This is a genomic window from Streptomyces sp. NPDC102258 (assembly GCF_055584685.1).
In genome coordinates, this window is the sequence record NZ_JBVJLO010000010.1 from 213,144 (window position 1) to 235,293 (window position 22,150).

Here is a 22,150-nt window from a genome sequence, read left to right on the forward strand (position 1 = left end):
TCCGGGCGGGGACCCGGCAAAGGCACCGGCGGACCCGGAACCGCCTTGCCGACAGTAGTCGACCCGGTTCACGACTCGGAAGTAACCGCAGGTCGACCGCCTGCGAGGGTCCCTCTACCGGGCCGGGCCCGGGCGCCGCCTAGGGTGGCCGCATGGGTGGCACGAAGAGTCGTACGCGGGTCCACGTCGTCAGCGACGTCCACGGCAACACCGAAGCCCTGGCCCGGGCCGGAGAGGGCGCCGACGCCCTCATCTGCCTCGGTGACCTGGTGCTCTTCCTCGATTACGCCGACCATTCGCGCGGCATCTTCCCCGACCTCTTCGGTGTCGAGAACGCCGACCGGATCGTCGCCCTGCGCACCGCGAAACGGTTCGAGGAGGCGAGGGAATTCGGCCGCGACCTGTGGGACGGGCTGGACAGGGAGCGCATGATCGAGGAAGCGGTGCGGCGGCAGTACGCGCGGATGTTCGCCGCCTTCCCCAGTCCCACGTACGCCACCTACGGCAATGTGGACATGCCGGGTCTGTGGGCGGAGTACGCCGGACCCGGCACCACCGTCCTCGACGGGCAGCGGGTGGAGATCGGCGGCCGCGTCTTCGGCTTCGTCGGCGGTGGGCTGCCGTCGCCGATGCGGACGCCGTACGAGGTCGACGAGGAGGAGTACGCCGCCAAGGTGGAGGCGCTCGGGGAGGTGGACGTGCTGTGCTCGCACATCCCGCCGGAGGTCCCCGAGCTCTGCTACGACACCGTCGCGCGCCGCTTCGAGCGGGGCAGCGAGGCCCTGCTGGCCGCCATCCGGCGGACCCGGCCGCGGTACGCGCTGTTCGGACACGTCCACCAGCCGCTGGCGCGGCGGGTGCGGATCGGGGGGACGGAATGCGTCAACGTGGGCCATTTCGCGGCGACGGGGCGGCCGTGGGCGCTGGAGTGGTGAGGGTGCGGTGAGGGGAGCTGCGAGAGGGGCGGGAGTGGCGGCGTCCACACGCACGGTAGCCTTCACGCGGCGGCCGGGGGCCGCCCGCACACTTGTCGAACACTCCCCGGAGGAGCGACCGCGATGGCGGAACACACCAGCTCTAGCATCACCATCGAGGCCGCGCCGGCCGAGGTCATGGCCGTGATCGCCGACTTCGCCCGCTACCCCGAGTGGACCGGCGAGGTGAAGGAGGCCGAGGTGCTCGCCACCGACGCCGAGGGGCGCGCGGTGAAGGTGCGGCTGCTGCTCGACGCGGGCGCGATCAAGGACGACCACACCCTGGCCTACCGCTGGACCGGCACGGACGAGGTCAGCTGGACCCTGGACAAGTCCCAGATGCTGCGGCAGCTGGACGGCTCCTACCGGCTGGTGCCGCTGGAGGGGGGCCGCGGTACGGAGGTCACCTACCAGCTGACGGTGGACGTCAAGATCCCGATGCTCGGCATGATCAAGCGCAAGGCGGAGAAGGTCATCATCGACCGGGCGCTGGCAGGCCTGAAGAAGCGCGTGGAATCCCGCCCGGCCTGACCCCCCTGGGGCTCCGCCCCAGACCCCGCGCCTCAAACGCCGGCGGGGCTGGATGTAACCGCCGTTGTCGGCTACCACGCCGCTGCCGGGGGCCAGCCCCCGGACCCCCGCGCCTCAAACGCCGGCGAGGCTGGATTTTGCCGGTCGGCGCTGCAAAGTGCCGGCGGCGGCTGGACTTGCCCGCAGGGCAATCCAGCCCCGCCGGCGTTTGAGGCGCGGGCGGGGAGCGTGGTGTGGTGAGCCGCGCCGGGACCCTCCAGCCCCGCCGGCGTTTGAGGCGCGGGCGCGGAGCGGCGTGTGGTGAGCCGCGCTGGCGATTGAGGCGGGAACGGTGGAAGGGCGGGTAGGGGACAGCCCCGCCCCTCCAGCCTCGCCGGCGTTTGAGGCGCGGGCGCGGAGCGTCGTGTGGTGAGCCGCGCCGGCGATTGAGGCGGGAACGGGGGAAGGGCGGGTAGGGGACAGCCCCGCGCAGCGGCCCGCCCCGGCCAGCCGGGTGGCACGGCCCCGCTGAGCGGGGACACGTGGTGGCCCCGCACACGCGGGCCGCCAAAGAGAGGAACGGCATGCCGCAGGTCCTGTTGGTCACCGGCCCCGGAGGGGGCGGGCGGAGCACCGTCGCCGCCGCCACCGCACTCGCCGCGGCCCAGGCCGGCCGCCGGCCCCTGCTGGTCACCGCCGAGCCGCCCCCACCCGGCGCCCCCGCCACCCTCCACACCGCCCGCCTCGACTCCGGCGCGGAGTTCCGCAGCGAACTCGCCGCCCTCCAGGACCGCGGCGCCGCCCTCATCGGCATGCTCGGCGGCCGCCCCCTCGGCGCCGAGGAGCTCACCGAACTGCCCGGCGCCGAACAGTTCTCCCTGCTCCGCGCCCTGCGCCGGGCCGCCGCAACCCCCGCCACCGACCTCGTCGTCGTGGACATGCCCCCACTGCACCAGGCGCTCACCACCCTCGCCCTCCCCGCCCAGCTGCGCCGCTACCTCGCCCGGCTGCTCCCCGCCGAACGCCAGGCGGCCCGCGCCCTGCGCCCCGTACTCGCCCAGCTCGCCGGAGTCCCGATGCCCGCGCAGTGGCTCTACGAGGCCGCCGCCCGCTGGGACGAGGAGCTGGCCGCCGTCCAGGCCGTCGTCGAAGCCGGCACGACGGCCGTCCGCCTGGTCGCCGAACCCGGCCCCGCCGCCGACACCGCCCTGCGCACCGGCGAGCTCGGCCTCGCCCTGCACGGGCTGCCCGTCCTCGACCTCGTCGCCAACCGGCTCGTCCCGCGCGACTCCGCCGACCCCTGGGTGGCCGGGATCGCCGCCCGGCAGGACGCCTTCCTGGCCGGGCGGGACCCGGGCCTGCCCGTCGTCCGGGCGGCCCACCTCGGCCGGGACCCCGAGGGCCCCGACGACCTCGCGCTCCTCGCCGCCGCCCCCGGCATGAACCCCGCCCCCGCCGAGTCCCGCCCCCGCCCCCACTGGCGCGTCGAGGACCGGCTCGCCGCCGACGGGGTACTGGTCTGGGTGATTCCGCTGCCCCGCGTCCGCAAGAGCGAGCTCGACCTGATCCGGCGCGGGGACGAGCTGGTCCTCGCGGTGGGCCCGCACCGCAGGATCGTTCCGCTGCCCGCCGCGCTGCGCCGCTGCACCGTCTCCGGCGCCGCCCTCGCCGAAGGCGCCCTCCGCGTCCGCTTCACCCCCGACCCGCAGCAGTGGCCCCGGTCGCGCTGAGACCCGTACCGCCGTTCGGGTACCGTCGGAAGGAGGCGGTACGCCAGTACCGCACCGCACGTCCCGCCGCCGCAGGAGAGTCCGCCATGAGCGAGGCCACCGACCGCCCCACCGATGACGACGCCTGGGCGAAGGCCTGCGCCGAGGACCTCGCCGCCGAGCAGGCCCGCCGCCGCGCCGAGCGGGGAGCCGACGGGGCCGGAGCACCGACGGGCACGGCCGCCGAGGAGCTGTTCAAGCTCTTCGAGGCCGTCGCCGACAAGGTCTCCGGCCTGAACAACCCGCTCCTCGCCGCCACCGCCCAGGACGCCGTACGCCAATTCGTCAACCAGGCGAAGAGCGCCGCCAAACCCGTCGTCGAACGCAACCCCGAGGTCTTCGGCCACCTCGCCGCCGCCGGATCCGAACTGCTGGCCGCCTACCGTTCCGCCGTCGAGGGCCACGAGCGCCGCTGGACCCGGGACGAGCCGCCCGCCCCGCGCGGGCCCGCCGGCGGCGAGGACGAGGGCCCCGAGGCCGGCCCGTCCGAGCGGATCGATCTCGACTGAGACTCCGCCCGCCTCGGGTACGGTGGGCCGTGGCGGGGTTTGACCGGAAACCGAGGGACTAATGGGACTCACCATCGGCGTCGACATCGGCGGCACGAAGATCGCGGCCGGCGTGGTCGACGAAGAGGGCACCATCCTTGAGACGTACAAGGTGCCCACCCCGCCGACCGCGGACGGGGTGACGGAGGCGATCTGCGCCGCCGTCTCCGAAGTCAGCAGCAACCACACCATCGACGCCGTCGGCATCGGCGCGGCCGGTTACGTGGACGACAAGCGCGCCACGGTCCTGTTCGCGCCGAACATCAACTGGCGCCACGAGCCGCTCAAGGACAAGGTCGAGCAGCGCATCGGGCTGCCGGTCGTCGTCGAGAACGACGCGAACTGCGCGGCCTGGGGCGAGTACCGCTTCGGCGCCGGCCAGGGCCACGACGACGTCATCTGCATCACGCTGGGCACCGGCCTCGGCGGCGGCATCATCATCGGCAACAAGCTGCGCCGCGGCCGCTTCGGCGTGGCCGCCGAGTTCGGCCACATCCGGGTCGTGCCGGACGGCCTGCTGTGCGGGTGCGGGAGCCAGGGCTGCTGGGAGCAGTACGCCTCCGGCCGCGCGCTCGTCCGGTACGCGAAGCAGCGCGCCAACGCCACCCCCGAGAACGCGGCGATCCTGCTCGGCCTCGGCGACGGCACCCCCGAGGGCATCGAGGGCAAGCACATCAGCCAGGCCGCCCGGCAGGGCGACCTGGTCGCCGTCGACTCCTTCCGCGAGCTGGCCCGCTGGGCCGGCGCGGGCCTCGCGGACCTGGCCTCCCTCTTTGACCCGTCGGCGTTCATCGTCGGCGGCGGCGTCTCCGACGAGGGCGACCTCGTCCTCGACCCGATCCGCAAGTCCTTCAAGCGCTGGCTGATCGGCGGCGCGTGGCGGCCGCACGCGCAGGTGCTCGCCGCGCAGCTCGGCGGCGAGGCCGGACTGGTCGGCGCGGCGGACCTGGCGCGCCAGGGCTGAGCGCCCCCGGATGACGGTCGCCCGCCGCGCCCCCTGTGGGAGCGGCGGGCGGCTGCGTATCTTGCGGAGCATGGTGCCCGACACGATGCCCCCGCCCCCGCCGCTGCCCGACGCCGGCGCGCTGCCCGACGCACTGCCCAAGTCCCGGACCGAGCCGGACGGTTCAGCCGTGATCCGGGTCCTCAGCTACAACGTGCGCTCGCTGCGCGACGACGAGGAGGCGCTGGCCCGGGTGATCCGGGCGTGCGCGCCCGACCTGGTCTTCGTCCAGGAGGCGCCGAGGTTCTTCCGCTGGCGCAAGCACGCCGCCCGGCTGGCCGCCAAGACCGACCTGGTGGTGCTGGGCGGCGGAGCGACGGCGGCGGGGCCGCTGCTGCTCTGCTCGCTACGGGCCTTCGTGGAGCGGACCGAGGACGTCCTGCTCCCGCTGACGCCCGGGCTGCACCGGCGGGGCTTCGCCACGGCGGTGGTCCGCTTCGGGGCGGCCCGGGTGGGGGTGCTCAGCGCCCACCTCTCACTGGACCCGGCCGAGCGGGCCGCCCACGCCGAACTGCTCCTGGAACGGCTCGCGGCCCTGGACGCCCCGCACGTGATCGCCGCCGCCGACGTCAACGAGCCCCCGGGCGGCCCGGCCTTCAGCCGCCTGTCGGACACCCTCCAGGACTGCTGGACGACGGCCCCGTGGGGCGGCGGCGACACCTTCCCCTCCACGTCCCCGTCCCGCCGCATCGACGCGGTCTTCGCCTCCCCGGACGTGGAGGTCCTGGCCTGCGGAGTCCCCACGGCCCTCCCCCCGACCGACCTCCACACAGCAACGGACCACCTCCCGGTCCTGGCGGCGCTCCGGCTGCGGGCGGGACGCTGAGGCGGTACGGGCTCGCGGCGCGGGCCGGCCATCGCCCCCGCGAGGGGCTGGCGGCGGGGCGGCGGCTGCCCGCCCGCCTCCCGAGGCGCGGGTCGGCGGGTGGGGAACGGGTCCCGCCGGGCGGTGACCCGACGGTGGCCCGGCGCCCAAGGGGCCGGTGTTCCGGCGGGCGGCGCGGGGCCGGGGGAGGCCGGGTTCCGCTCGGCGGCCTCAGGGAGGGGTGGGGGTTTCCCGTCAGTCTCATCTTCCTTCCGCGTCGGGCCGCCCCGTCAAGGGCGCTCCCTTCGGTCGCGTCGCTTCGCGATGGCCTTCGGCCACCCTTGACAGACCGCCCCGCCACGAAAAGCCGAAGACCGCCGGGAAACCCCCAAGAGAACGGGCCGGTCGTTCCCTGGACACACGGCCGGATCAGCGACCAGCCGAGGTGGTCGGGGGCCGGCAGCCCCAACATCCGGGCCGACGGAGGCCGTCCGGAGCCGCCCTCGGCGCCAGGTCGCCACGCGCTTCTCATAGGTCAGCGTCCACGGTCCGTCTGGTGCTGGTGCCCAAGAAACGAGCTCCGGAGGGGAGGCCCATTGCGTTACCTCCGTGAGGTGGTCCGGTGAGAGGCGCCCACTATTTCGACCGATGTGGACGTGTCCGGCGCGTTCCATTCGTCACGGGCTTCCTCAAGCAGGTCGGAGGCTGGGTCGCCATTTCGTCACACTGACGCGATTTTCGGAACGTGGGGACTACTCCCGGTGGCTCTGCGATGCTGGAGGCCGATCGAGAGGGGCCGCAGCGATGCAGTGGAAGATCCACGGGGAACGTCCGATCTACGAGAACCCATGGGTGAACCTGTGGCTCACCGATGTGGAGACGCCAGACGGTAGCCGCTGGGAACACCACGTCGTAAAGCTCCGCCATCTGGCCGTGGCCGCAGTGCTCAACGACCGCCAAGAGGTCCTGATGATGTGGCGCCACCGATTCATCACGGACGCGTGGGCCTGGGAGCTGCCCATGGGCCTGGTGGAGGCGGACGAGACCCCCGGCGAGGCCGCCGCGCGTGAAGTCCTCGAAGAGACAGGCTGGCGTCCGGGCCCGATGAAGCCGCTGATCTACGCCGAACCGGCGAATGGCATCACGGACTCCCAGCACCACCTGTTCCGCGCGGACGGTGCGACGTACGACGGGCCGCCGACCGAGAAAAACGAGTCGGACCGGGTCGAGTGGATCCCGCTGGCGAACATCCGGGGCATGATCGACCGCCGCGAGATCGTCAGCAGTGGCTCCCTGGTCGGCCTCCTCTACGTCCTGATGGACGAAAGGGTCCGCTGACCCTGCGGGGGAAGCATCGCTCGTAGACGTGCCTCGAAAGCAACCGCGGCCGGCACCTCGCGATACGGCGCAAGCTGCTCGTAGAACTCGCGAAGGTGCCCGGCCACCCGCTCGGACGATACCGCTGCGGCAGGCACCAGGGCTTCTATGGCCGTGTGGCACGCCTGGTCGAGCTTGCCCCGCTGGAGCTGCGTGCGGGCCAGCCAGAAGGCATGGAAGGCCCGGCCACGCTGGTTCGCAGGGTCCTCCCGCGCCAGTGCACCCGCGATCAGCGGTTCGGCAATCGCTGCCTCGCCAAGACGGCCGTGTGCAATGCCGGTGTCCACGATGAGCTTCGGCTCATCGAAGTACGTCACCCATGCCGGGTCCGGGTCGCCCTCGCGGGTGCGCTCAAACTGACTGTGAGCCTCGGAGATCGCGCTATGCGTCGCCTTCCGGTCCCCCAAGGTCGCTTGGGCGAAGGCTTCGCGCATGGCCAGCATCGCCCGTACTCTCGGCGTCGCCCCGCTGGCGGCACGGGCTTGGTCCTGGGCAGCAGACACCAGTGCGAGCGCGTCCGCCGGCTTGTCCTGGTAGGTCGCTTGCAGGCTCATACAGGCCAGCACGTTGGCCATGAACGGATGATCGTCAATCACTCTGGCCAGTTGCAGAGCCTCCGAGAAGTATGCGCGGGCCTGCTGGTACTGCCGGGCGTCGAAGTACATCCAACCCGTCAGCCGCGCCAGCTCCGCCGCGATGCCGTAAAGGCCGTTCTGTATCCGCGTCGGCCGCTGGCCCTTCAACAGCCCTTCGACGTAGCGCAGCTGGCCGACGACCGCCGGTCGAAGGCTCTCTCCTCCGTGCTCGTCGTCGCGTCGCCAGTAGTCCTCGATCGAAGATCGGAGCGCCTGGAGAGTGGAAGGGCTCGGCTTGGTCCCGGCAGCCAGGGCAAGAATGCTGTCGACCTCCACGCCGGGTAAGGCCGCAAGCGGGCCAAGCCCTGCGGGAGGATGCACCGGCACCGTTGGCTCTCGCTTCGCCAAGGCAAGCGCGGCCGGTGTTTCCCACTCCCGTCGGGCAAGCCCGAGCATGTGCCCCGGGATACGCAACCCGTCGGCAATCCGCTCGATCACATCCATGTGGAGTAGCTGCCGCTGTCCCGCGATCACCTCTCCCACTCGGCTCGGCGTCAGCTCACACTCACGCGCGATCATCGACGGATAGATGCCTGCGCGTGCCTTGACCAGGCGAAAGACCCTCGCGAAGTCGCGCATGCCACACGCGTCGATCATCTCGGGATCGGTGAGCAGACTTGCCGGTAGTTCCTTCGTGCAACGTGACTCGGGCATCGGGCACGCTCCGGAGGAAGACTACGGATCGCCTCATGGTCTCAACCGTGCGTGATGTTACCCAAGTTGGGTAATCCGCTGGGCCTTTCTGGCGCGTCGTCCTGATCGCGATCCTTCTGCACATGGCGAGCGACCGAGGTCGACCGCCTTGAACCATCCGGTGGGCACTCCTGACGCAGAGCGAATTCCCCTGGGCAAGTCCTCTGGTCTGGGCCACCCGTTCGACATCCTCTCCAACCCCGGCCGCTGACCGGCAAGCGGCTTCCGGACCGAATCCCGCTCTCGCTCGATCCGTGGCCTTAGGCCACCCTCCTCTCCTCACCGGCTCGAACCCCGGGCTGGTGAGGCATGCCCCCAACAGGGCTGGGCCGGCACCCGTCGGCTCTGGACTTAAGGAAATGGGAGACACACATGGCAACGCAGAAGGAAGACCTTCTGATCGGCGTCGAGAGCCTGATCAGGGTCCAGGACCGCTTCACCGCTGCGGCGGCGGAGTCCGACTCCACCGGCACCTCAGCGGGCGACGACGGTGAGAACCGCGACGGGCTGAACCTCCCGCAGGAGTAGCACCACCAGCGCACCACAGCACCACCCGGGGGCTCGTCAGCCAAGCCGGGCCCCCGGCCTTCACCCCCATGAAGCAGGCTGGAGGAACACGTGGACCACCACTTCGTCACCGCGATGGAGAAGGCCCTCGGATGGGACGGCCCCAGGGAACTCGGAGCCGCTTTTGCCCGGGGAACGATCGAGGATCTTGACCTGCTCGATCGCCTGCTCAACCCCAAGAAGCTGCTGGACCTGGTGATGCGCCGCAGCGTCACCACCCCCCAGTTCCGCATCTTCCAGGACGGCGCCGAACTGCACCCCGGCCGCTACATCCACCCCTCCGTCACTCGGCGGGGACAAGCCATCCCCATGGCCGACATGAACCGTGTCGGTGCGCTGATGCGCGAGGGCTGCACCATGGTTCTGGACGAGGTCGACTTCTTCGACCCGGCCATGGAAGCCACCTGCCGTGCGCTCCAGTGGTGAGCCCGTGAGCTGGTGCAGGTGAACGCCTACCTGACCACCCAGGACGCCAGCGGCTTCAAGCTCCACTGGGACGACCACGACGTCGTGATCGTCCAACTCGCCGGCCGCAAGAGCTGGGAAGTCCGCAATGCCTCGCGCAAGGCACCGATGTACCGCGACTCTGCCCCCAACTCCGAGCCCAGCGACGAGAGCGTGTGGCAGGGCGTCATGGAGCCCGGCGACGTCATGCACATCCCGCGCGGCTTTTGGCACCAGGCCACTCGGGACGACCAAGGCGACGGCTATAGCCTGCACGCCACCTTCGGCATCGTGAAGCGCGTCGGCGTGAACTGGCTGGCCTGGCTCGCCGACCAGGCCCGCACGCAGGAGCTGTTCCGGTACGACCTGGACCGCTGGAACTCCCCCGGCCAGTGGGACGGGCAACAGCGGCTCCTGGCCGACGCTGTTTCCGAGATGGCTACGAAGCTGACGCCGCAGGACTTCTTCGATGCCCGCGAGCGGGAACGCCTGGCCGCCCGGCATGTCCCGGCCACCGGCCTGTTCGGGAAGCCCGCGGCCGTCGTGTGCATCACCGACTTCGAGCCCGTGATCGAGCAGCACGCCGACACTGTGGACGTCCTCGCGGGAGGCAAGAAGGTCTCCTTCTCCGGAAAGGCGTACCCCGCGCTCGCCCTGCTGCTGAGCGGCCACCCCGTCGACATCGCCGCCGCTGCCGAGCAGACCGGCTTGGACGTGCAACAGCTCGCCGAGATCCTGCTGAAGGAGGAACTGTGCACGGAGCTGACCACCGCCTTGTCCTCGGCCTACACCGGTCTCGTCACCACCGCGACATCCTGAAGGCCGCACTCGACCTCGGCGTCACGGCCCTGGACACCGCTGCTTCCTACCTCGGCTTCCGCTCGCACGCGGTGCTGGCCGAGACGGCTGCTGATCTGCTGCCGAAGTTCGCCCTGTCCACGAAGGTGGGCTTCTTCCCGGGCGCCGGAGGTGCTGAGCACTCCCTCGATCCAAGTCGGCTGCGCCTGGCCATCGAGAAGGCGGCCCAGGAACTCGGCAGAGAACCTGACACCGTGCTCCTCCACAACCCCGAACGGAGCCTCACGAGCCTGTCCCCGGCCGATGGACACGCCCTCCTCGGCAGCGCTTGCACCGCCCTGGTCGACGCGGCCCGCGAGGGCCTGTGCCGCACATGGGGTGTGTCTTCCTGGGACACCCGGCCGCTCGGCATGGTCGGGGTGGACGACCTGCCGTCTCCGGACGTCCTCATGGTCCGGGCTGGGTTCCTCGTGGGCATCGACCTCCTCGGCACCGCGGCCGTCCTGCGCAATGCATGGCAGGCGGGCGAGACCTGGGGAATGAGCCCGTTCGGGGGCGGCAACGGCAAGGCGTGGGAGGACTTCGACCCTCGCCCGTTCCTGCGACCGCCCCACGATGGCTTGTCCCGCGTGCAGGCAGCACTCCGTACGGCGTTCCATCTGCCGAGTGCTGCCGCAGTGGCCGTCGGCACCGACAATCCCGGTCACCTGCTCCAGCTGGTCACGGCCCTCGACGCGGAGGTGGACACCACCGCCGTCAGTCAGTACCTGCGCGCCCTCCTTGGGCACCGTCAGAGCTGAAGCTCGGCCAGCAGGCGCTCGGCCTCCTTCCGGGCCGGCGCCAGCAGCGGGTCCTCCTCATACGCGTGGGGCCCGACGATCTTCGACAGGAAGAACAGCGACATCAGCTTGCCGTCCCGGCCCTCCAAGTCCGCGTGCCGTTCCCGGCGGACGCGGTCCGCCAGCGCCGGGACGGCCAGCGCGTTACCCCACAGCGTGGCGGCGTCCAGGCCTCGGGGCGCCATGCCCCAGTCCTCCCAGTCGATAATGGAGAACTCCGGCCCCATCACATTGGCCCAGGTGAGATCGGCATGAGCAGGCGCCCACCGCTCGATCCGCGTATCGGTGATGCCGGGGAAGACCTCGCCGAGTGTCTGCGTCACCTGCTCCTGGGTGATCGTCACCGTGTCCGGCGTCGCGGTTCGCGGCGTCTGCTGTTCAGCGAGGGCGTCCAAAGACGCGTTGAGAGCCGACCACCACGCATCCGGCAGGCCCGGGTCTTCGAGCACCATGGCGCCCTTGGCGACTGACGGCGAAGCAAGCAGCTCCAGCTCATCCGCACGCCACATCACCGGTTCCCCCGGCTCGCGCCACGCCACGCCCTGGTACCACTCGGGCATCGCCACCCCTTGCAGAACGGCAGCGGCCTCGGTCCCGTTCCAGCCCTGCGAGCCGATCCGCTCGAATCCCCGCCGCTCGATACGCACCCACGTGCCCCGGTCCGTACGTCCCCCCAAGGAGCGGCGTTTGCGTACCAGTGCCTCCCGGTCCAACAGCACGTGCAGGGCCTCCTCCACACGTTCCAGCACGCCTTCGACCGGCTGACGGCGCAGGTCTACACGGGCGGCGACAGGCAGGGAAACAGCCATCATGACCTCCTCGGCGAACGGATGACCGTAGCAGCAGCGGTCTCTCCGACACGACCCGTTCGAAGGACGATGAGACTGACGGGACCCCCCATACCTGCTCTGAGGCAGTCCTGCCCAGGCCCCGCCTCCCGGTTCCGGGTCGGCGGGGCCGGCAGTCGCCGGCCCGCCCGTACCCCCCGGGGTCAGACCACCGCGCCGCGGCCCGGGTCGTCGGGGTCGTTGTCGTCGTGGGTCATGCGGGCCACCAGGGTGGCGAAGCCGCCCAGGAAGCCGCCGATGCCGAGGGTGGTCAGCCACCAGGTCATGTCCCACTGCAGCAGCACCGCCACCAGCAGCAGTACCGGGCCGCCGACCACCGCCAGCCACGCGAACTTCGCCGTCGTGTCCGCCTGCGGGAGTTCCGGTTCCGGGGGGACGAAGTGGCCCTCGTCCTCGCCCCTCGGCTCGGCCGGCGTGTGGTCCCGCGGCCCGGCGACCGGGGCGGCCGGCGCACCCACGCCGGGGGCGAAGGTGACCGAGCTGCCCAGGGCCGGGGGTTCCGGCTCCGGGGCCGCCGGCGGCGCCGGCTTCACGTCCTCCTCCGGCAGCATCACGTTCTCGATCGGCCGGAACGGCCTGGACCCCGGCGGGTCCGGCGGTTCCTGCCCGTACCCCGCGACGATCGCGGCCCACGCCGCCTCCTCGTCCAGCGGGGGCACACCTCCCGAGGTCTCCTCGTGCTCAGCCACCGCTGGCCGCCCCCTCCCTGCCGACGCTCTCCGCGAGCCGCCCGACGAACGCATAGCTGTCCGCGAAGATCCGCTCCGCGTCGTAGTCCAACGTCGCGACGTGGTAGCTCTGTTCCAGCAGCGTCTCGGTGACGTCCGTCGAGGACACCCGCGCCAGGATCCGCGCCGAGTCCACCGGCGGCACCACGTGGTCCTGCGGGCTGTGCAGCAGCAGCACCGGCTGCGTGACCTGCGGCAGCTCGGTGTCCACCAGCCGGAAGAACTGCCGCAGCGAGTGCGCGGCCCGGGTCGGGACCCGGTCGTAGCCGACCTCCACCGAGCCCGGCTTCGCGATGTCGCTGGCGATGCCCGCCGTCGAGCGGAGGAAGTGCTGAGCCACCGGCAGGGCGAACGCCAGCGGGTCGTGCACCTTGTTGGCCGGGTTGACGAGGACGATCCCGCTGATGGCGTCCCCGTGCCGGGCCGCCAGCCGCAGCGTCAGCGCCCCGCCCATGGAGAGCCCGAAGACGAACACCCGCTCGCACCGCTCCAGCAGCTCCCGCAGCGCGCGGTCCACCTCGGCGTACCAGTCCTGCCAGCCGGTGAGCTGCATGTCCTGCCAGCGCGTCCCGTGTCCGGGCAGCAGCGGCAGGGAGACCGTCAGCCCGCGCGCGGCCAGGTACTCGGCCCAGGGGCGCAGGGACTGCGGGGAACCGGTGAAGCCGTGGCAGAGGAGGACGCCGACCTCTCCGCCCTCGTGGCGGAACGGCTCGGCTCCAGGGAGGACGGGCACCAGGGTCTCCTTGGTCATGAGGGTTGGCGGGTGCGTTGCTCTGTGTGACTTCACCGTACGCGACCGGCGTGACACCGACCAGGGTCGTCGGGCCGCTCCGGCGGGAGGCAGAGGATAAGGTCTGTTCGACAGACACAGGAAGGCTTTCGAGTTGATCTACGGCGCAATGAAGTTCTCCATCGGCGGGTCCCTGAAGCTCGCGTTCAGGCCGTGGGTGGAGGGCCTGGAGAACATCCCCGCCGAGGGGCCGGCGATCCTCGCGAGCAACCACCTGTCCTTCTCCGACTCCTTCTTCCTGCCGGCGGTGCTGGACCGGAAGGTCACCTTCATCGCGAAGGCCGAGTACTTCACCTCCCCGGGGGTCAAGGGCAAGCTGACGGCGGCGTTCTTCAAGGGCGTCGGCCAGCTCCCGGTGGACCGCTCCGGCGCGCGCGGCGCGGGGGAGGCCGCCATCAAGAGCGGCATCGAGGTCATCGAACGCGGGGAGCTGTTCGGCATCTACCCCGAGGGCACGCGTTCGCCCGACGGCCGCCTCTACCGCGGCAAGCCCGGCGGCCTGGCCCGGGTGGCGCTCGCCACCGGCGCCCCCGTGATCCCGGTGGCGATGATCGACACCGAGAAGATCCAGCCGCCCGGCAAGGTCGTCCCGAAGCTGATGCGTCCCGGCATCCGGATCGGCAAGCCGCTGGACTTCAGCCGCTACCACGGGATGGAGGGGGACCGCTTCATCCTCCGCTCGGTGACCGACGAGGTCATGTACGAGATCATGAAGCTCTCCGGCCAGGAGTACGTGGACATCTACGCGACGGCCGCCAAGCGGCAGATCGCGGACGCCGAGAAGGCCGCGGAGAAGGCCGCCAAGACGGCCAAGGCCGTCGAGAAGGCGGACGGCGGGGAGTAGCGGCGGGCGGTCGGCGCGCCCGCACGGGGGTGGGGGAGATGGCCAGGCGCGAACGCGTCGTACGGATGTCGGTCGAGCAGCCGCTGTGGCGGGCCCTGACGGCCTACCGGCTGCTCACCACCGTCTACGCGGTGCTCCTGTTCGCCTCCGCGTACCGGAGCTACGACCGGCCGTGGGTCGTGGTCGGCTACCTCGGGGTGCTCGCCGTCTGGACGGCGGCGACCCGCCGCCGGGCGGCCTCCGCCGCGGCCTGCACCCGCGGCTTCCTCGCCCTCGACCTCACCGTCGCGCTGGCCGGGATCCTGCTCACCCCGCTCGCCGACACCCACGAGCGGATCGCGGCGGGCGGCCCCACGCTCCCCAGCATCTGGACGGCCGGGTCCGTCCTCGCCTTCGCCCTCAAGGGCGGCTGGCGCTGGGCGGGCATCGCCTCCACCTTCGTGGCCGTCGCCAACATCGTCATCCACGGCGGCGACCCCACCCGCGACACCCTGCACAACGTGCTGCTGGTCTGGGTCGCCTCGATAGCGATCGGCTACGTCGTCGAGGTCGCCCGGGCCAGTGAGGCCACCCTCGCCCGCGCCCTGGAGATCGAGGCCGCCACCCGCGAGCGCGAACGCCTCGCCCGCGACATCCACGACGGGGTCCTCCAGGTCCTCGCCATGGTCCAGCGGCGCGGCACCGAGCTGGGCGGCGAGGCCGCCGACCTGGGCCGGATGGCCGGGGAGCAGGAGGTCGCCCTGCGCACCCTGGTCTCCAGCGGTCTGCTCCCGCCCTCCCGGGTCTCGCGAGACGGGTCGCGGGGCGCCCTGGTGGACAGCTACGAGGTGGAGGAGCCCGGCGCCGACGAGGGGGAGCTGGACCTGCGTTCCCTGCTCGCCCCGTACGCCGGCTCCCGGGTCAGCTTCGCCGAGCCCGGCGCCCCCGTGCTGCTGCCCCCGCCCGCGGCGCGGGAGCTGGCGGCCGCCGTCGCCGCCGCGCTGGACAACGTACGCAGGCACGCCGGTGCCGGGGCCAGGGCCTGGATCCTGGTCGAGGACTGGGGCGACGAGGTCCTCGTGACCGTACGGGACGACGGCCCCGGCATCGCGGCCGGGCGGCTCGACCAGGCGGCGGGCGAGGGCCGGATGGGCGTGGCCCTGTCCATCCGGGGCCGGCTGCGCGACCTCGGCGGCAGCGCCGAGCTGGTGTCCGTCCCCGGACAGGGCACCGAAGTGGAACTGAAAGTACCGAGGGGGAGGACCCAGTGACCGAGCCGATGAACGGGACCAAGGAGCACGGCGAGCAGGAGGGGCCCGACGAGCACGCCGAGCTCCGCACGATCCGGGTCATGGTCGTCGACGACCACCCCATGTGGCGCGACGCCGTCGCCCGGGACCTGGCCGCCGCCGGCTTCGACGTCGTGGCCACCGCCGGGGACGGCCCGGAGGCCGTGCGCCGGGCCCGCGCCGTCACCCCCGGGGTGCTGGTCCTCGACCTCAACCTGCCCGGGATGCCGGGCGTCCAGGTCTGCAAGGAGCTCGTCGGCGCCGATCCCGCGCTGCGCGTCCTCGTCCTGTCGGCCAGCGGGGAGCACGCGGACGTCCTGGAGGCCGTCAAGTCCGGGGCGACCGGCTACCTGCTGAAGTCCGCCGGGGCCCGGGAGCTGATCGACGCGGTGCGCCGCACGGCCGCCGGCGACCCGGTGTTCACGCCGGGCCTGGCCGGCCTGGTCCTCGGCGAGTACCGGCGCCTGGCCACCGGCCCGGCGCCCGCCACCGCCGACGAGCCGAAGGCACCGCGGCTGACCGACCGGGAGACCGAGGTGCTGCGGCTGGTGGCCAAGGGGCTCTCGTACAAGCAGATCGCGGAGCGCCTGGTCATCTCGCACCGCACGGTGCAGAACCACGTGCAGAACACCCTCGGCAAGCTCCAGCTGCACAACCGGGTCGAGCTGGTCCGGTACGCGATCGAGCGCGGCCTCGACGACGCGTGAACGCGCCCGGCGGGTGACGTCCGTCGTACTTACGTCCCCGTACGAGTGAACACGCGTACGCAACGCCTCGCGATTCCACCGGAATTGACCCGTCCAGGCCCCTTGCTGTGACCTGTGTCACCACTAGCGTGACCGTCATGGCGAAGGGAGATTCCATGAAGGTCGGAGTGCTCACGGGTGGCGGCGACTGCCCCGGACTCAACGCGGTGATCAGGGCGGTCGTCCGCAAGGGCGTCCAGGAGTACGGGTACGGGTTCACCGGGTTCAAGGACGGCTGGCGGGGGCCCGTCGAGGGGGACACCGTCCCCCTCGACATCCCCGCCGTCCGCGGGATCCTGCCCCGCGGCGGGACCATCCTCGGCTCCTCGCGCACCAACCCGTTCAAGACGGAGAACGGCGTCCGCGCCATCAAGGAGAACCTCGCGAAGGCCGAGATCGACGCGCTCGTCGCGATCGGCGGCGAGGACACCCTGGGCGTGGCCGCCCGGCTGTACGAGGAGTACGGCATCCCCTGCGTCGGGGTGCCGAAGACCATCGACAACGACCTGTCGGCCACCGACTACACCTTCGGCTTCGACACGGCCGTCGGCATCGCGACCGAGGCCATCGACCGGCTGCACACCACCGCCGAATCGCACATGCGGGTCCTCGTCGTCGAGGTGATGGGCCGGCACGCCGGCTGGATCGCCCTGCACTCCGGGCTCGCGGGCGGTGCCAACGTCATCCTCATCCCCGAGCAGCGCTTCGACATCGACAAGGTCTGCGCCTGGGTCACCTCCCGCTTCAAGGCGAGCTACGCGCCGATCGTGGTCGTCGCGGAGGGCGCGATGCCGACGGACGGCGAGATGGTGCTCAAGGACGCCACCACCGACTCCTTCGGGCACGTCCGGCTCTCGGGCGTCGGCGAATGGCTGGCCAAGGAGATCGAGGCGCGCACCGGCAAGGAGGCCCGTACGACGGTCCTCGGGCACATCCAGCGCGGCGGCACCCCGAGCGCGTTCGACCGCTGGCTGGCCACCCGCTTCGGGCTGCACGCGATCGACGCCGTGCGCGACGGCGACTTCGGCAAGATGGTCGCGCTCAAGGGGACGGACATCGTCCGGGTGCCGATCGCGGAGGCGACCGCGAAGCTGAAGACGGTCGACCCCGCCCTGTACGAGGAGGTCTCGGTCTTCTTCGGCTGACCGGGCGGCGTGCGCGGCGTGGCCGGGCCATGGGTCGTATCGTGACGAAACGACCCATGGTCCGACCGGCCCGACGTACGGGGAGCACCTGTGGAGATCCTGGCCTTCGGCGTGACCGCCGACGAGAAGCCGCTGCTGGAGCGGGCCTTCGCGGGACGGCACGAGGTCCGCTGCCTCGACGTCTTCCTCAGCGAGGACACCGCGCCCATCGCGGCGGGCTACGAGGTCATCTCCTCCAGCGTCAACGCCGACCTCGGCGCCCGGGTCCTGCGCGTCCTCGCGGCCGGCGGGACCCGGATGATCGCCCAGCGCTCCACCGGCTTCAACAACATCGACCTCGACGTGGCCCGGCGGCTGAACCTGACCGTCGGCCGCGTCTCGTACTACTCCCCCTACTCGGTCGCCGAGTTCGCCTGGACGCTGGCGATGGCCGTGAACCGGCGGATCGTCCGGGCCGCCAACCGCACCCGCGACTTCGACTTCCGGCTCAACGGCCTCATGGGCCGGGACCTGCGCGGACGCACGGCCGGGGTCCTCGGCACCGGCAAGATCGGCGAGGCCTTCACCCGCATCGCGCACGGCTTCGGGATGAACCTGCTGGGCTGGGACGCCACGCCGAACCCGGCCTGCCTGGAGCTGGGCATGGAGTACGTGGACAAGGAGACGCTGCTCGCCGGCGCCGACCTCGTCAGCCTGCACGTACCGCTGATGGAGTCCACGCACCACCTCATCGACGCGGCCGCCCTGAAGGCGATGCGGGACGACGCGATCCTGGTGAACTCCAGCCGCGGCGGTCTGATCGACACGGAAGCGCTGGTCACGGAGTTGCGAGCGGGCCGGTTCGCCGGGGTGGGGCTGGACGTGTACGAGGCGGAGGCCGGGGTGTTCTTCCTGGACAAGTCCCTGGAGGCCGTCGAGGACGACACGCTGGCGCGCCTCGTCACCTTCCCGCACGTACTGGTGACCTCCCATCAGGCGTACTACACGCGCGACGCGGTCGGCCAGATCATCGACACCACCGTCGCCAACGTGGCCGACTACCTGGCCGGCCGCCGCTCCGAGAACACCCTGGTCCCCGACGCGCCCCCGGCGTGAGCCGCCGCCGGGGGCCCGTCCGGCTCCCGGCGGCGCGCCCTCAGGCCCGCTCCCGCGCCGGGGCGCGGACCGCCTCCAGCAGCGAGCGCAGCAGGTCCACCCCGCGCAGCGTGAGCACGGACTCCGGGTGGAACTGCACGCCTGCGAAGCCGGCCGCGGAGCGCAGGGCGTGGACCTCGCCCGTCACCGCGTCCCGGGAGACCTCGACGCCCCCGGCCGCCAGCCGCACCGCCGACTCGTCGGAGCACTGCGCCGTGTAGGTGTTGTAGAACCCGACCACCTCCGGCGCCCCGAACAGGTCGATCCGCGTCTGCGCCCCCTGCGCCGGTCGCGCCTTGCGCACCAGCGGCAGCCCCAGTTCGGCGGCGAGCAGCTCGTGGCCCAGGCAGACGCCGAGGATCCCGCCCCGGTGCCCGGCCAGCAGCTCCCCGGTCAGGGTGCGCAGCGTACGCATCTTCGGGTCGTCCGCCGCGGCCGGATCGCCCGGCCCGGGGCCGAGGACGACCGGCCCGTCCCAGGCGAGGGCCGCCGCGCGCAGTCCGGGGTCGTCGTAGCGGCGTACGGTCACCTCCAGGCCGGTCACCCGCAGCATGTGCGCCAGCATCGCGGTGAAGGTGTCCTCCCCGTCGACCACCAGCGCGTGCCCGGCCGGCGCCGCGGGCCGCTCCCGCATCCGCAGCCAGAACGGCGCCAGGTCCGCGCGGCGGGCGGCCAGGGCGGCCCGGACCCGGGGGTCGTCGCCCAGCCGGGTCCCGTCGAAGGCCGGGCGGGGCGCAGCCTCCCGTACGCCGAGCGCCGCCAGCACCCCGGCGGCCTTGGCGTGGGTCTCGGCGACCTCGCCGAGCGGGTCGGAGTGGCGCACCAGCGTGGCGCCGACCGGCACCCGCAGGGTCCCGTCGGCCGCGATGTCGGCGGTGCGGATCAGGATGGGGGAGTCCAGGGTCTGGCCGCCGGCCGCGTCCAGGCCGAGGAGGGCCAGCGCGCCCGCGTAGTAGCCGCGGCCGCCGCTCTCGTAGCGTTCGATCACCCGGCAGGCGTTCTGTACGGGCGAGCCCGTCACGGTGGCCGCGAACATGGTCTCCCGCAGCACTTCGCGGACGTCCAGCGAGGAGCGTCCGCGCAGTTCGTACTCGGTGTGCGCGAGGTGGGACATCTCCTTGAGCCGCGGCCCGACGACGACCCCGCCCCGGTCGCCGACCGTGCACATCATCTTGAGCTCCTCGTCGACCACCATCGACAGCTCCTCGGTCTCCTTGCGGTCGCCGAGGAAGGAGAGCAGCGACTCGGCCGTCGGGCCCCCGGCCGGATAGCGGTAGGTGCCGCTGATCGGGTTCATCACGACCGTCCCGCCCGCCATCCGTACGTGGACCTCCGGACTGGCCCCGACCAGGGTCCGCTCGCCCGTGTGCACGACGTACGTCCAGTACGCGCCCCGCTCGCCCTCCAGCAGCCGCCGGAACAGGGCGAGCGCGTCGGCCCGGCCGAAACCGTCGATCCGGCCCCCGAAGGTCCGCCGGATCACGAAGTTGGCGCCCTCGCCGCGGCCGATCTCGTCGCGGATCACCCGCTCGACGGTGGCCGCGTACCGCGCGTCGGGGATGTCGAAGCCGCCGTCGCGGACCCGCACCGGGTGGGCGGGCAGGGCGGCCAGCGCCGCGTCGAGCGGGATCTCGTACGCCTCCTCGGCGCTCAGCACGCTCAGCGGGGTGCCGTCGTCGCGGACGTCGAAGCCGCGCTCGCGGATCTGCCGGAACGGGACGAGGGCGAGGGTGGGCAGCTCGCGGACGGGCAGGTCGGCCAGGTGCGCCGCCTCGTGCACCGGCCCGAGCAGCACCTCGACGGTGTCGTGGTCGCGGCCCGGGGTGCGGCGGCGCAGCAGGGCGAAGGGCGGGCAGGCGGCGTCGAGGAGCCGGCTCGGGTCGAAGGGGGGCTGGGGCATGGTGGGTGTCCTTCCGGCGGATCCGCGGACCGGTGAACCGGTGAACCGGTGAACCGGTGAACCGGTGGACCGGCGGATCGGGTGGCTTGTCGGCAGGAGGGACGGCCCGGACGCGCGAACGCGGAAGGCCGCCCCTCGGGGCGGCCTTCGCGTCGCTCGTGTCAGTGGGTACGCACGAGGGGTGGGCCGCCGGGAGCGGACCACCACCAGTTCAGGTGGGACTGTGCGTGTGCGTACATGCGGGGCACCCTAGCCGAAGCCGGCGCCATCCCGCCGCATCCGTGGCGGACCGGGATGTGAACCATGGAATCCGTCCGTTTTCCGGGGCCCGGGCCTTGGAGCCACGCCGTCTCACCAGGTGGGCGCTGGGCCGGACGGCACGGGGGACGACGTAATGTGTACGGGGTGACCGTGAACGCTGAAACCCAAGCCCCCGCCCATCAGGCGACCTGGCGAGACCTTCCCGCGGCGCAGCAGCCTTCGTACCCCGATGCCGAGGCACTGCGCGCTGTCGTCGCGGACCTCGAATCGTATCCTCCCCTCGTTTTCGCGGGTGAGTGCGACCAGCTGCGCGCCCGTCTGGGAGCCGTCGCCAAGGGCGAGGCGTTCCTGCTCCAGGGCGGCGACTGCGCCGAGGCCTTCGACGCCGTGTCCGCCGACCACATCCGCGCCAAGCTGAAGACGCTGCTCCAGATGAGCGCCGTCCTGACGTACGCGGCCTCCGTGCCCGTCGTCAAGGTCGGGCGCATCGCCGGCCAGTACTCCAAGCCGCGCTCCAAGGACACCGAGACCCGCGACGGCGTCACCCTGCCGACCTACCGCGGCGACTCCGTCAACGGCTTCCCCTTCACCGAAGAGGCCCGGATCCCGGACCCCGAGCGGCTGAAGCGCATGTACCACGCCTCGGCCTCGACGCTGAACCTGGTGCGCGCCTTCACCACCGGCGGCTACGCAGACCTGCGCCAGGTGCACGCCTGGAACCAGGACTTCGTGAAGTCCTCCCCGTCCGGGCAGCGCTACGAGCAGCTCGCGCGGGAGATCGACAACGCGCTGAACTTCATGAAGGCCTGTGGCACCGACCCGGCCGAGTTCAAGGCGGTGGAGTTCTACGCCTCCCACGAGGCGCTGCTCCTCGACTACGAGGGCGCCCTGACCCGCACCGACTCGCGGACCGGCAAGCTGTACGACACCTCGGGCCACATGGTGTGGATCGGTGAGCGCACCCGCCAGCTGGACCACGCGCACGTCGAGTTCTGCTCGCGGATCGCCAACCCGATCGGCATCAAGCTCGGCCCGACCACCACCGTGGACGAGGCGCTGACGTACATCGACCGCCTGGACCCCGAGCGCGAGCCGGGCCGGCTGACCTTCGTCGTCCGCATGGGCGCCGACAAGGTCCGCGAGAAGCTCCCCACGCTGGTCGAGAAGGTCACGGCGTCCGGTGCGACCGTCGCCTGGGTCACCGACCCGATGCACGGCAACACCTTCGAGGCGGCCTCCGGCCACAAGACGCGCCGTTTCGACGACGTGCTCGACGAGGTCAAGGGCTTCTTCGAGGTCCACAAGGCGCTGGGCACCCACCCGGGCGGCATCCACGTCGAGCTCACCGGTGACGACGTCACCGAGTGCGTGGGCGGCGGCGACGAGATCTTCGTCGACGACCTGCACCAGCGCTACGAGACGGCCTGCGACCCGCGCCTGAACCGCAGCCAGTCCCTGGACCTGGCGTTCCTCGTCGCGGAGATGTACCGCGATCAGTAAGTGGCTTCGTACGACGATGGGGCG

Annotated in this window: 20 protein-coding genes and 1 pseudogene; 16 read left to right on the forward strand and 5 right to left on the reverse strand. The window is 72.0% G+C overall.

Features of this window, described 5'->3' with window-relative positions:
- Positions 1-152: 152 nt before the first annotated feature.
- The 7 genes from ACZ6ZT_RS19115 to ACZ6ZT_RS19145 all read left to right on the forward strand — a co-directional run bounded on the left by ACZ6ZT_RS19115 (position 153) and on the right by ACZ6ZT_RS19145 (position 6,947).
- Complete coding sequence (locus ACZ6ZT_RS19115) at positions 153-935, forward strand: metallophosphoesterase family protein (protein WP_469720519.1); 783 nt, start codon at positions 153-155, stop codon at positions 933-935.
- A 123-nt stretch (positions 936-1,058) separates the two neighbouring features.
- Entirely contained in the window at positions 1,059-1,505 is a 447-nt protein-coding gene (locus tag ACZ6ZT_RS19120) for an SRPBCC family protein (RefSeq protein ID WP_469720521.1), read from the forward strand.
- 563 nt (positions 1,506-2,068) lie between these two features.
- Positions 2,069-3,214: an ArsA family ATPase gene (locus ACZ6ZT_RS19125; RefSeq protein WP_469720523.1), complete on the forward strand. Its 1,146-nt coding sequence runs from the start codon at positions 2,069-2,071 to the stop codon at positions 3,212-3,214.
- An 86-nt stretch (positions 3,215-3,300) separates the two neighbouring features.
- Positions 3,301-3,762, forward strand: coding sequence for a DUF5304 domain-containing protein (locus tag ACZ6ZT_RS19130; protein WP_469720525.1), 462 nt, complete (start codon positions 3,301-3,303; stop codon positions 3,760-3,762).
- Between the two features lie 61 nt (positions 3,763-3,823).
- Positions 3,824-4,765, forward strand: coding sequence for an ROK family glucokinase (locus ACZ6ZT_RS19135; RefSeq protein ID WP_469720527.1), 942 nt, complete (start codon positions 3,824-3,826; stop codon positions 4,763-4,765).
- 85 nt (positions 4,766-4,850) lie between these two features.
- On the forward strand, positions 4,851-5,630 hold the full coding sequence (locus ACZ6ZT_RS19140) for an endonuclease/exonuclease/phosphatase family protein (RefSeq protein ID WP_469720673.1): 780 nt from the start codon (positions 4,851-4,853) through the stop codon (positions 5,628-5,630).
- A 783-nt stretch (positions 5,631-6,413) separates the two neighbouring features.
- Positions 6,414-6,947, forward strand: coding sequence for an NUDIX hydrolase (locus tag ACZ6ZT_RS19145; RefSeq protein ID WP_469720529.1), 534 nt, complete (start codon positions 6,414-6,416; stop codon positions 6,945-6,947).
- Here the strand turns inward: ACZ6ZT_RS19145 and ACZ6ZT_RS19150 are convergent.
- Positions 6,917-8,275, reverse strand: a complete 1,359-nt coding sequence (locus tag ACZ6ZT_RS19150; RefSeq protein ID WP_469720531.1) for a hypothetical protein — start codon at positions 8,273-8,275, stop codon at positions 6,917-6,919. The two genes, ACZ6ZT_RS19145 and ACZ6ZT_RS19150, sit on opposite strands and share 31 nt — an antisense overlap.
- A gap of 411 nt (positions 8,276-8,686) precedes the next feature.
- On the opposite strand from ACZ6ZT_RS19150, the gene ACZ6ZT_RS19155 reads away from it, so the two are divergent.
- The 3 genes and pseudogenes from ACZ6ZT_RS19155 (at position 8,687) to ACZ6ZT_RS19165 (ending at position 10,923) form a co-directional block, all read left to right on the forward strand.
- Positions 8,687-8,842 carry a hypothetical protein gene (locus ACZ6ZT_RS19155; RefSeq protein ID WP_469720533.1) on the forward strand — a complete coding sequence of 52 codons (156 nt, stop codon included), beginning with the start codon at positions 8,687-8,689 and terminating at the stop codon, positions 8,840-8,842.
- Between the two features lie 90 nt (positions 8,843-8,932).
- Positions 8,933-10,144, forward strand: a pseudogene (locus ACZ6ZT_RS19160) (JmjC domain-containing protein).
- Positions 10,078-10,923 carry an aldo/keto reductase gene (locus tag ACZ6ZT_RS19165; protein WP_469720535.1) on the forward strand — a complete coding sequence of 282 codons (846 nt, stop codon included), beginning with the start codon at positions 10,078-10,080 and terminating at the stop codon, positions 10,921-10,923. The pseudogene ACZ6ZT_RS19160 and the gene ACZ6ZT_RS19165 overlap by 67 nt, the downstream one beginning before the upstream one ends.
- On the opposite strand, the gene ACZ6ZT_RS19170 is transcribed toward ACZ6ZT_RS19165, so the two are convergent.
- The 3 genes from ACZ6ZT_RS19170 to ACZ6ZT_RS19180 all read right to left on the reverse strand — a co-directional run bounded on the left by ACZ6ZT_RS19170 (position 10,914) and on the right by ACZ6ZT_RS19180 (position 13,271).
- Complete coding sequence (locus ACZ6ZT_RS19170; RefSeq protein WP_469720537.1) at positions 10,914-11,771, reverse strand: hypothetical protein; 858 nt, start codon at positions 11,769-11,771, stop codon at positions 10,914-10,916. The two genes, ACZ6ZT_RS19165 and ACZ6ZT_RS19170, sit on opposite strands and share 10 nt — an antisense overlap.
- Positions 11,772-11,953: 182 nt before the next feature.
- Entirely contained in the window at positions 11,954-12,499 is a 546-nt protein-coding gene (locus ACZ6ZT_RS19175) for a hypothetical protein (RefSeq protein ID WP_469720539.1), read from the reverse strand.
- Complete coding sequence (locus ACZ6ZT_RS19180; RefSeq protein WP_469720541.1) at positions 12,492-13,271, reverse strand: alpha/beta hydrolase; 780 nt, start codon at positions 13,269-13,271, stop codon at positions 12,492-12,494. The genes ACZ6ZT_RS19175 and ACZ6ZT_RS19180 overlap by 8 nt, the downstream gene beginning before the upstream one ends.
- A 166-nt stretch (positions 13,272-13,437) precedes the next feature.
- On the opposite strand from ACZ6ZT_RS19180, the gene ACZ6ZT_RS19185 reads away from it, so the two are divergent.
- From ACZ6ZT_RS19185 to ACZ6ZT_RS19205, 5 genes are all read left to right on the forward strand, one after another.
- Positions 13,438-14,172: a lysophospholipid acyltransferase family protein gene (locus ACZ6ZT_RS19185; RefSeq protein ID WP_469720675.1), complete on the forward strand. Its 735-nt coding sequence runs from the start codon at positions 13,438-13,440 to the stop codon at positions 14,170-14,172.
- A 38-nt stretch (positions 14,173-14,210) separates the two neighbouring features.
- On the forward strand, positions 14,211-15,422 hold the full coding sequence (gene macS, locus ACZ6ZT_RS19190; protein WP_469720543.1) for a MacS family sensor histidine kinase: 1,212 nt from the start codon (positions 14,211-14,213) through the stop codon (positions 15,420-15,422).
- An 80-nt stretch (positions 15,423-15,502) separates the two neighbouring features.
- Positions 15,503-16,147, forward strand: a complete 645-nt coding sequence (locus tag ACZ6ZT_RS19195; RefSeq protein WP_469720677.1) for a response regulator — start codon at positions 15,503-15,505, stop codon at positions 16,145-16,147.
- Positions 16,148-16,302: 155 nt separating this feature from the next.
- Positions 16,303-17,331: a 6-phosphofructokinase gene (locus ACZ6ZT_RS19200; RefSeq protein WP_469720679.1), complete on the forward strand. Its 1,029-nt coding sequence runs from the start codon at positions 16,303-16,305 to the stop codon at positions 17,329-17,331.
- Positions 17,332-17,421: 90 nt separating this feature from the next.
- A complete protein-coding gene (locus tag ACZ6ZT_RS19205) occupies positions 17,422-18,426 on the forward strand; it encodes a 2-hydroxyacid dehydrogenase (protein ID WP_469720545.1) in 1,005 nt (334 codons plus the stop codon).
- 40 nt (positions 18,427-18,466) lie between these two features.
- Here ACZ6ZT_RS19205 and ACZ6ZT_RS19210 read toward each other — a convergent pair whose 3' ends face one another.
- Positions 18,467-20,365, reverse strand: coding sequence for an anthranilate synthase family protein (locus tag ACZ6ZT_RS19210; protein WP_469720547.1), 1,899 nt, complete (start codon positions 20,363-20,365; stop codon positions 18,467-18,469).
- Positions 20,366-20,770: 405 nt separating this feature from the next.
- Between ACZ6ZT_RS19210 and ACZ6ZT_RS19215 the strand changes: the two genes are divergently transcribed.
- Positions 20,771-22,126 (forward strand): class II 3-deoxy-7-phosphoheptulonate synthase, encoded by a 1,356-nt coding sequence (locus tag ACZ6ZT_RS19215; protein WP_469720549.1) that lies wholly within the window; start codon positions 20,771-20,773, stop codon positions 22,124-22,126.
- The last annotated feature ends 24 nt before the right edge of the window (positions 22,127-22,150 follow it).

What these genes read in the sequence shown, in the direction of transcription:
- ACZ6ZT_RS19195 (WP_469720677.1), top strand. Translation starts at nt 15,503, where the DNA reads ATGGTCGTCGACGACCACCCCATGTGGCGCGACGCCGTCGCCCGGGAC.
- ACZ6ZT_RS19170 (WP_469720537.1), bottom strand. Translation starts at nt 11,771, where the DNA reads ATGGCTGTTTCCCTGCCTGTCGCCGCCCGTGTAGACCTGCGCCGTCAG.
- ACZ6ZT_RS19145 (WP_469720529.1), top strand. Translation starts at nt 6,414, where the DNA reads ATGCAGTGGAAGATCCACGGGGAACGTCCGATCTACGAGAACCCATGG.
- ACZ6ZT_RS19125 (WP_469720523.1), top strand. Translation starts at nt 2,069, where the DNA reads ATGCCGCAGGTCCTGTTGGTCACCGGCCCCGGAGGGGGCGGGCGGAGC.
- ACZ6ZT_RS19150 (WP_469720531.1), bottom strand. Translation starts at nt 8,275, where the DNA reads ATGCCCGAGTCACGTTGCACGAAGGAACTACCGGCAAGTCTGCTCACC.
- ACZ6ZT_RS19210 (WP_469720547.1), bottom strand. Translation starts at nt 20,365, where the DNA reads ATGCCCCAGCCCCCCTTCGACCCGAGCCGGCTCCTCGACGCCGCCTGC.
- ACZ6ZT_RS19135 (WP_469720527.1), top strand. Translation starts at nt 3,824, where the DNA reads ATGGGACTCACCATCGGCGTCGACATCGGCGGCACGAAGATCGCGGCC.
- ACZ6ZT_RS19185 (WP_469720675.1), top strand. Translation starts at nt 13,438, where the DNA reads ATGAAGTTCTCCATCGGCGGGTCCCTGAAGCTCGCGTTCAGGCCGTGG.
- ACZ6ZT_RS19115 (WP_469720519.1), top strand. Translation starts at nt 153, where the DNA reads ATGGGTGGCACGAAGAGTCGTACGCGGGTCCACGTCGTCAGCGACGTC.
- ACZ6ZT_RS19140 (WP_469720673.1), top strand. Translation starts at nt 4,851, where the DNA reads ATGCCCCCGCCCCCGCCGCTGCCCGACGCCGGCGCGCTGCCCGACGCA.
- ACZ6ZT_RS19155 (WP_469720533.1), top strand. Translation starts at nt 8,687, where the DNA reads ATGGCAACGCAGAAGGAAGACCTTCTGATCGGCGTCGAGAGCCTGATC.
- ACZ6ZT_RS19120 (WP_469720521.1), top strand. Translation starts at nt 1,059, where the DNA reads ATGGCGGAACACACCAGCTCTAGCATCACCATCGAGGCCGCGCCGGCC.
- ACZ6ZT_RS19130 (WP_469720525.1), top strand. Translation starts at nt 3,301, where the DNA reads ATGAGCGAGGCCACCGACCGCCCCACCGATGACGACGCCTGGGCGAAG.
- macS (WP_469720543.1), top strand. Translation starts at nt 14,211, where the DNA reads ATGGCCAGGCGCGAACGCGTCGTACGGATGTCGGTCGAGCAGCCGCTG.
- ACZ6ZT_RS19200 (WP_469720679.1), top strand. Translation starts at nt 16,303, where the DNA reads ATGAAGGTCGGAGTGCTCACGGGTGGCGGCGACTGCCCCGGACTCAAC.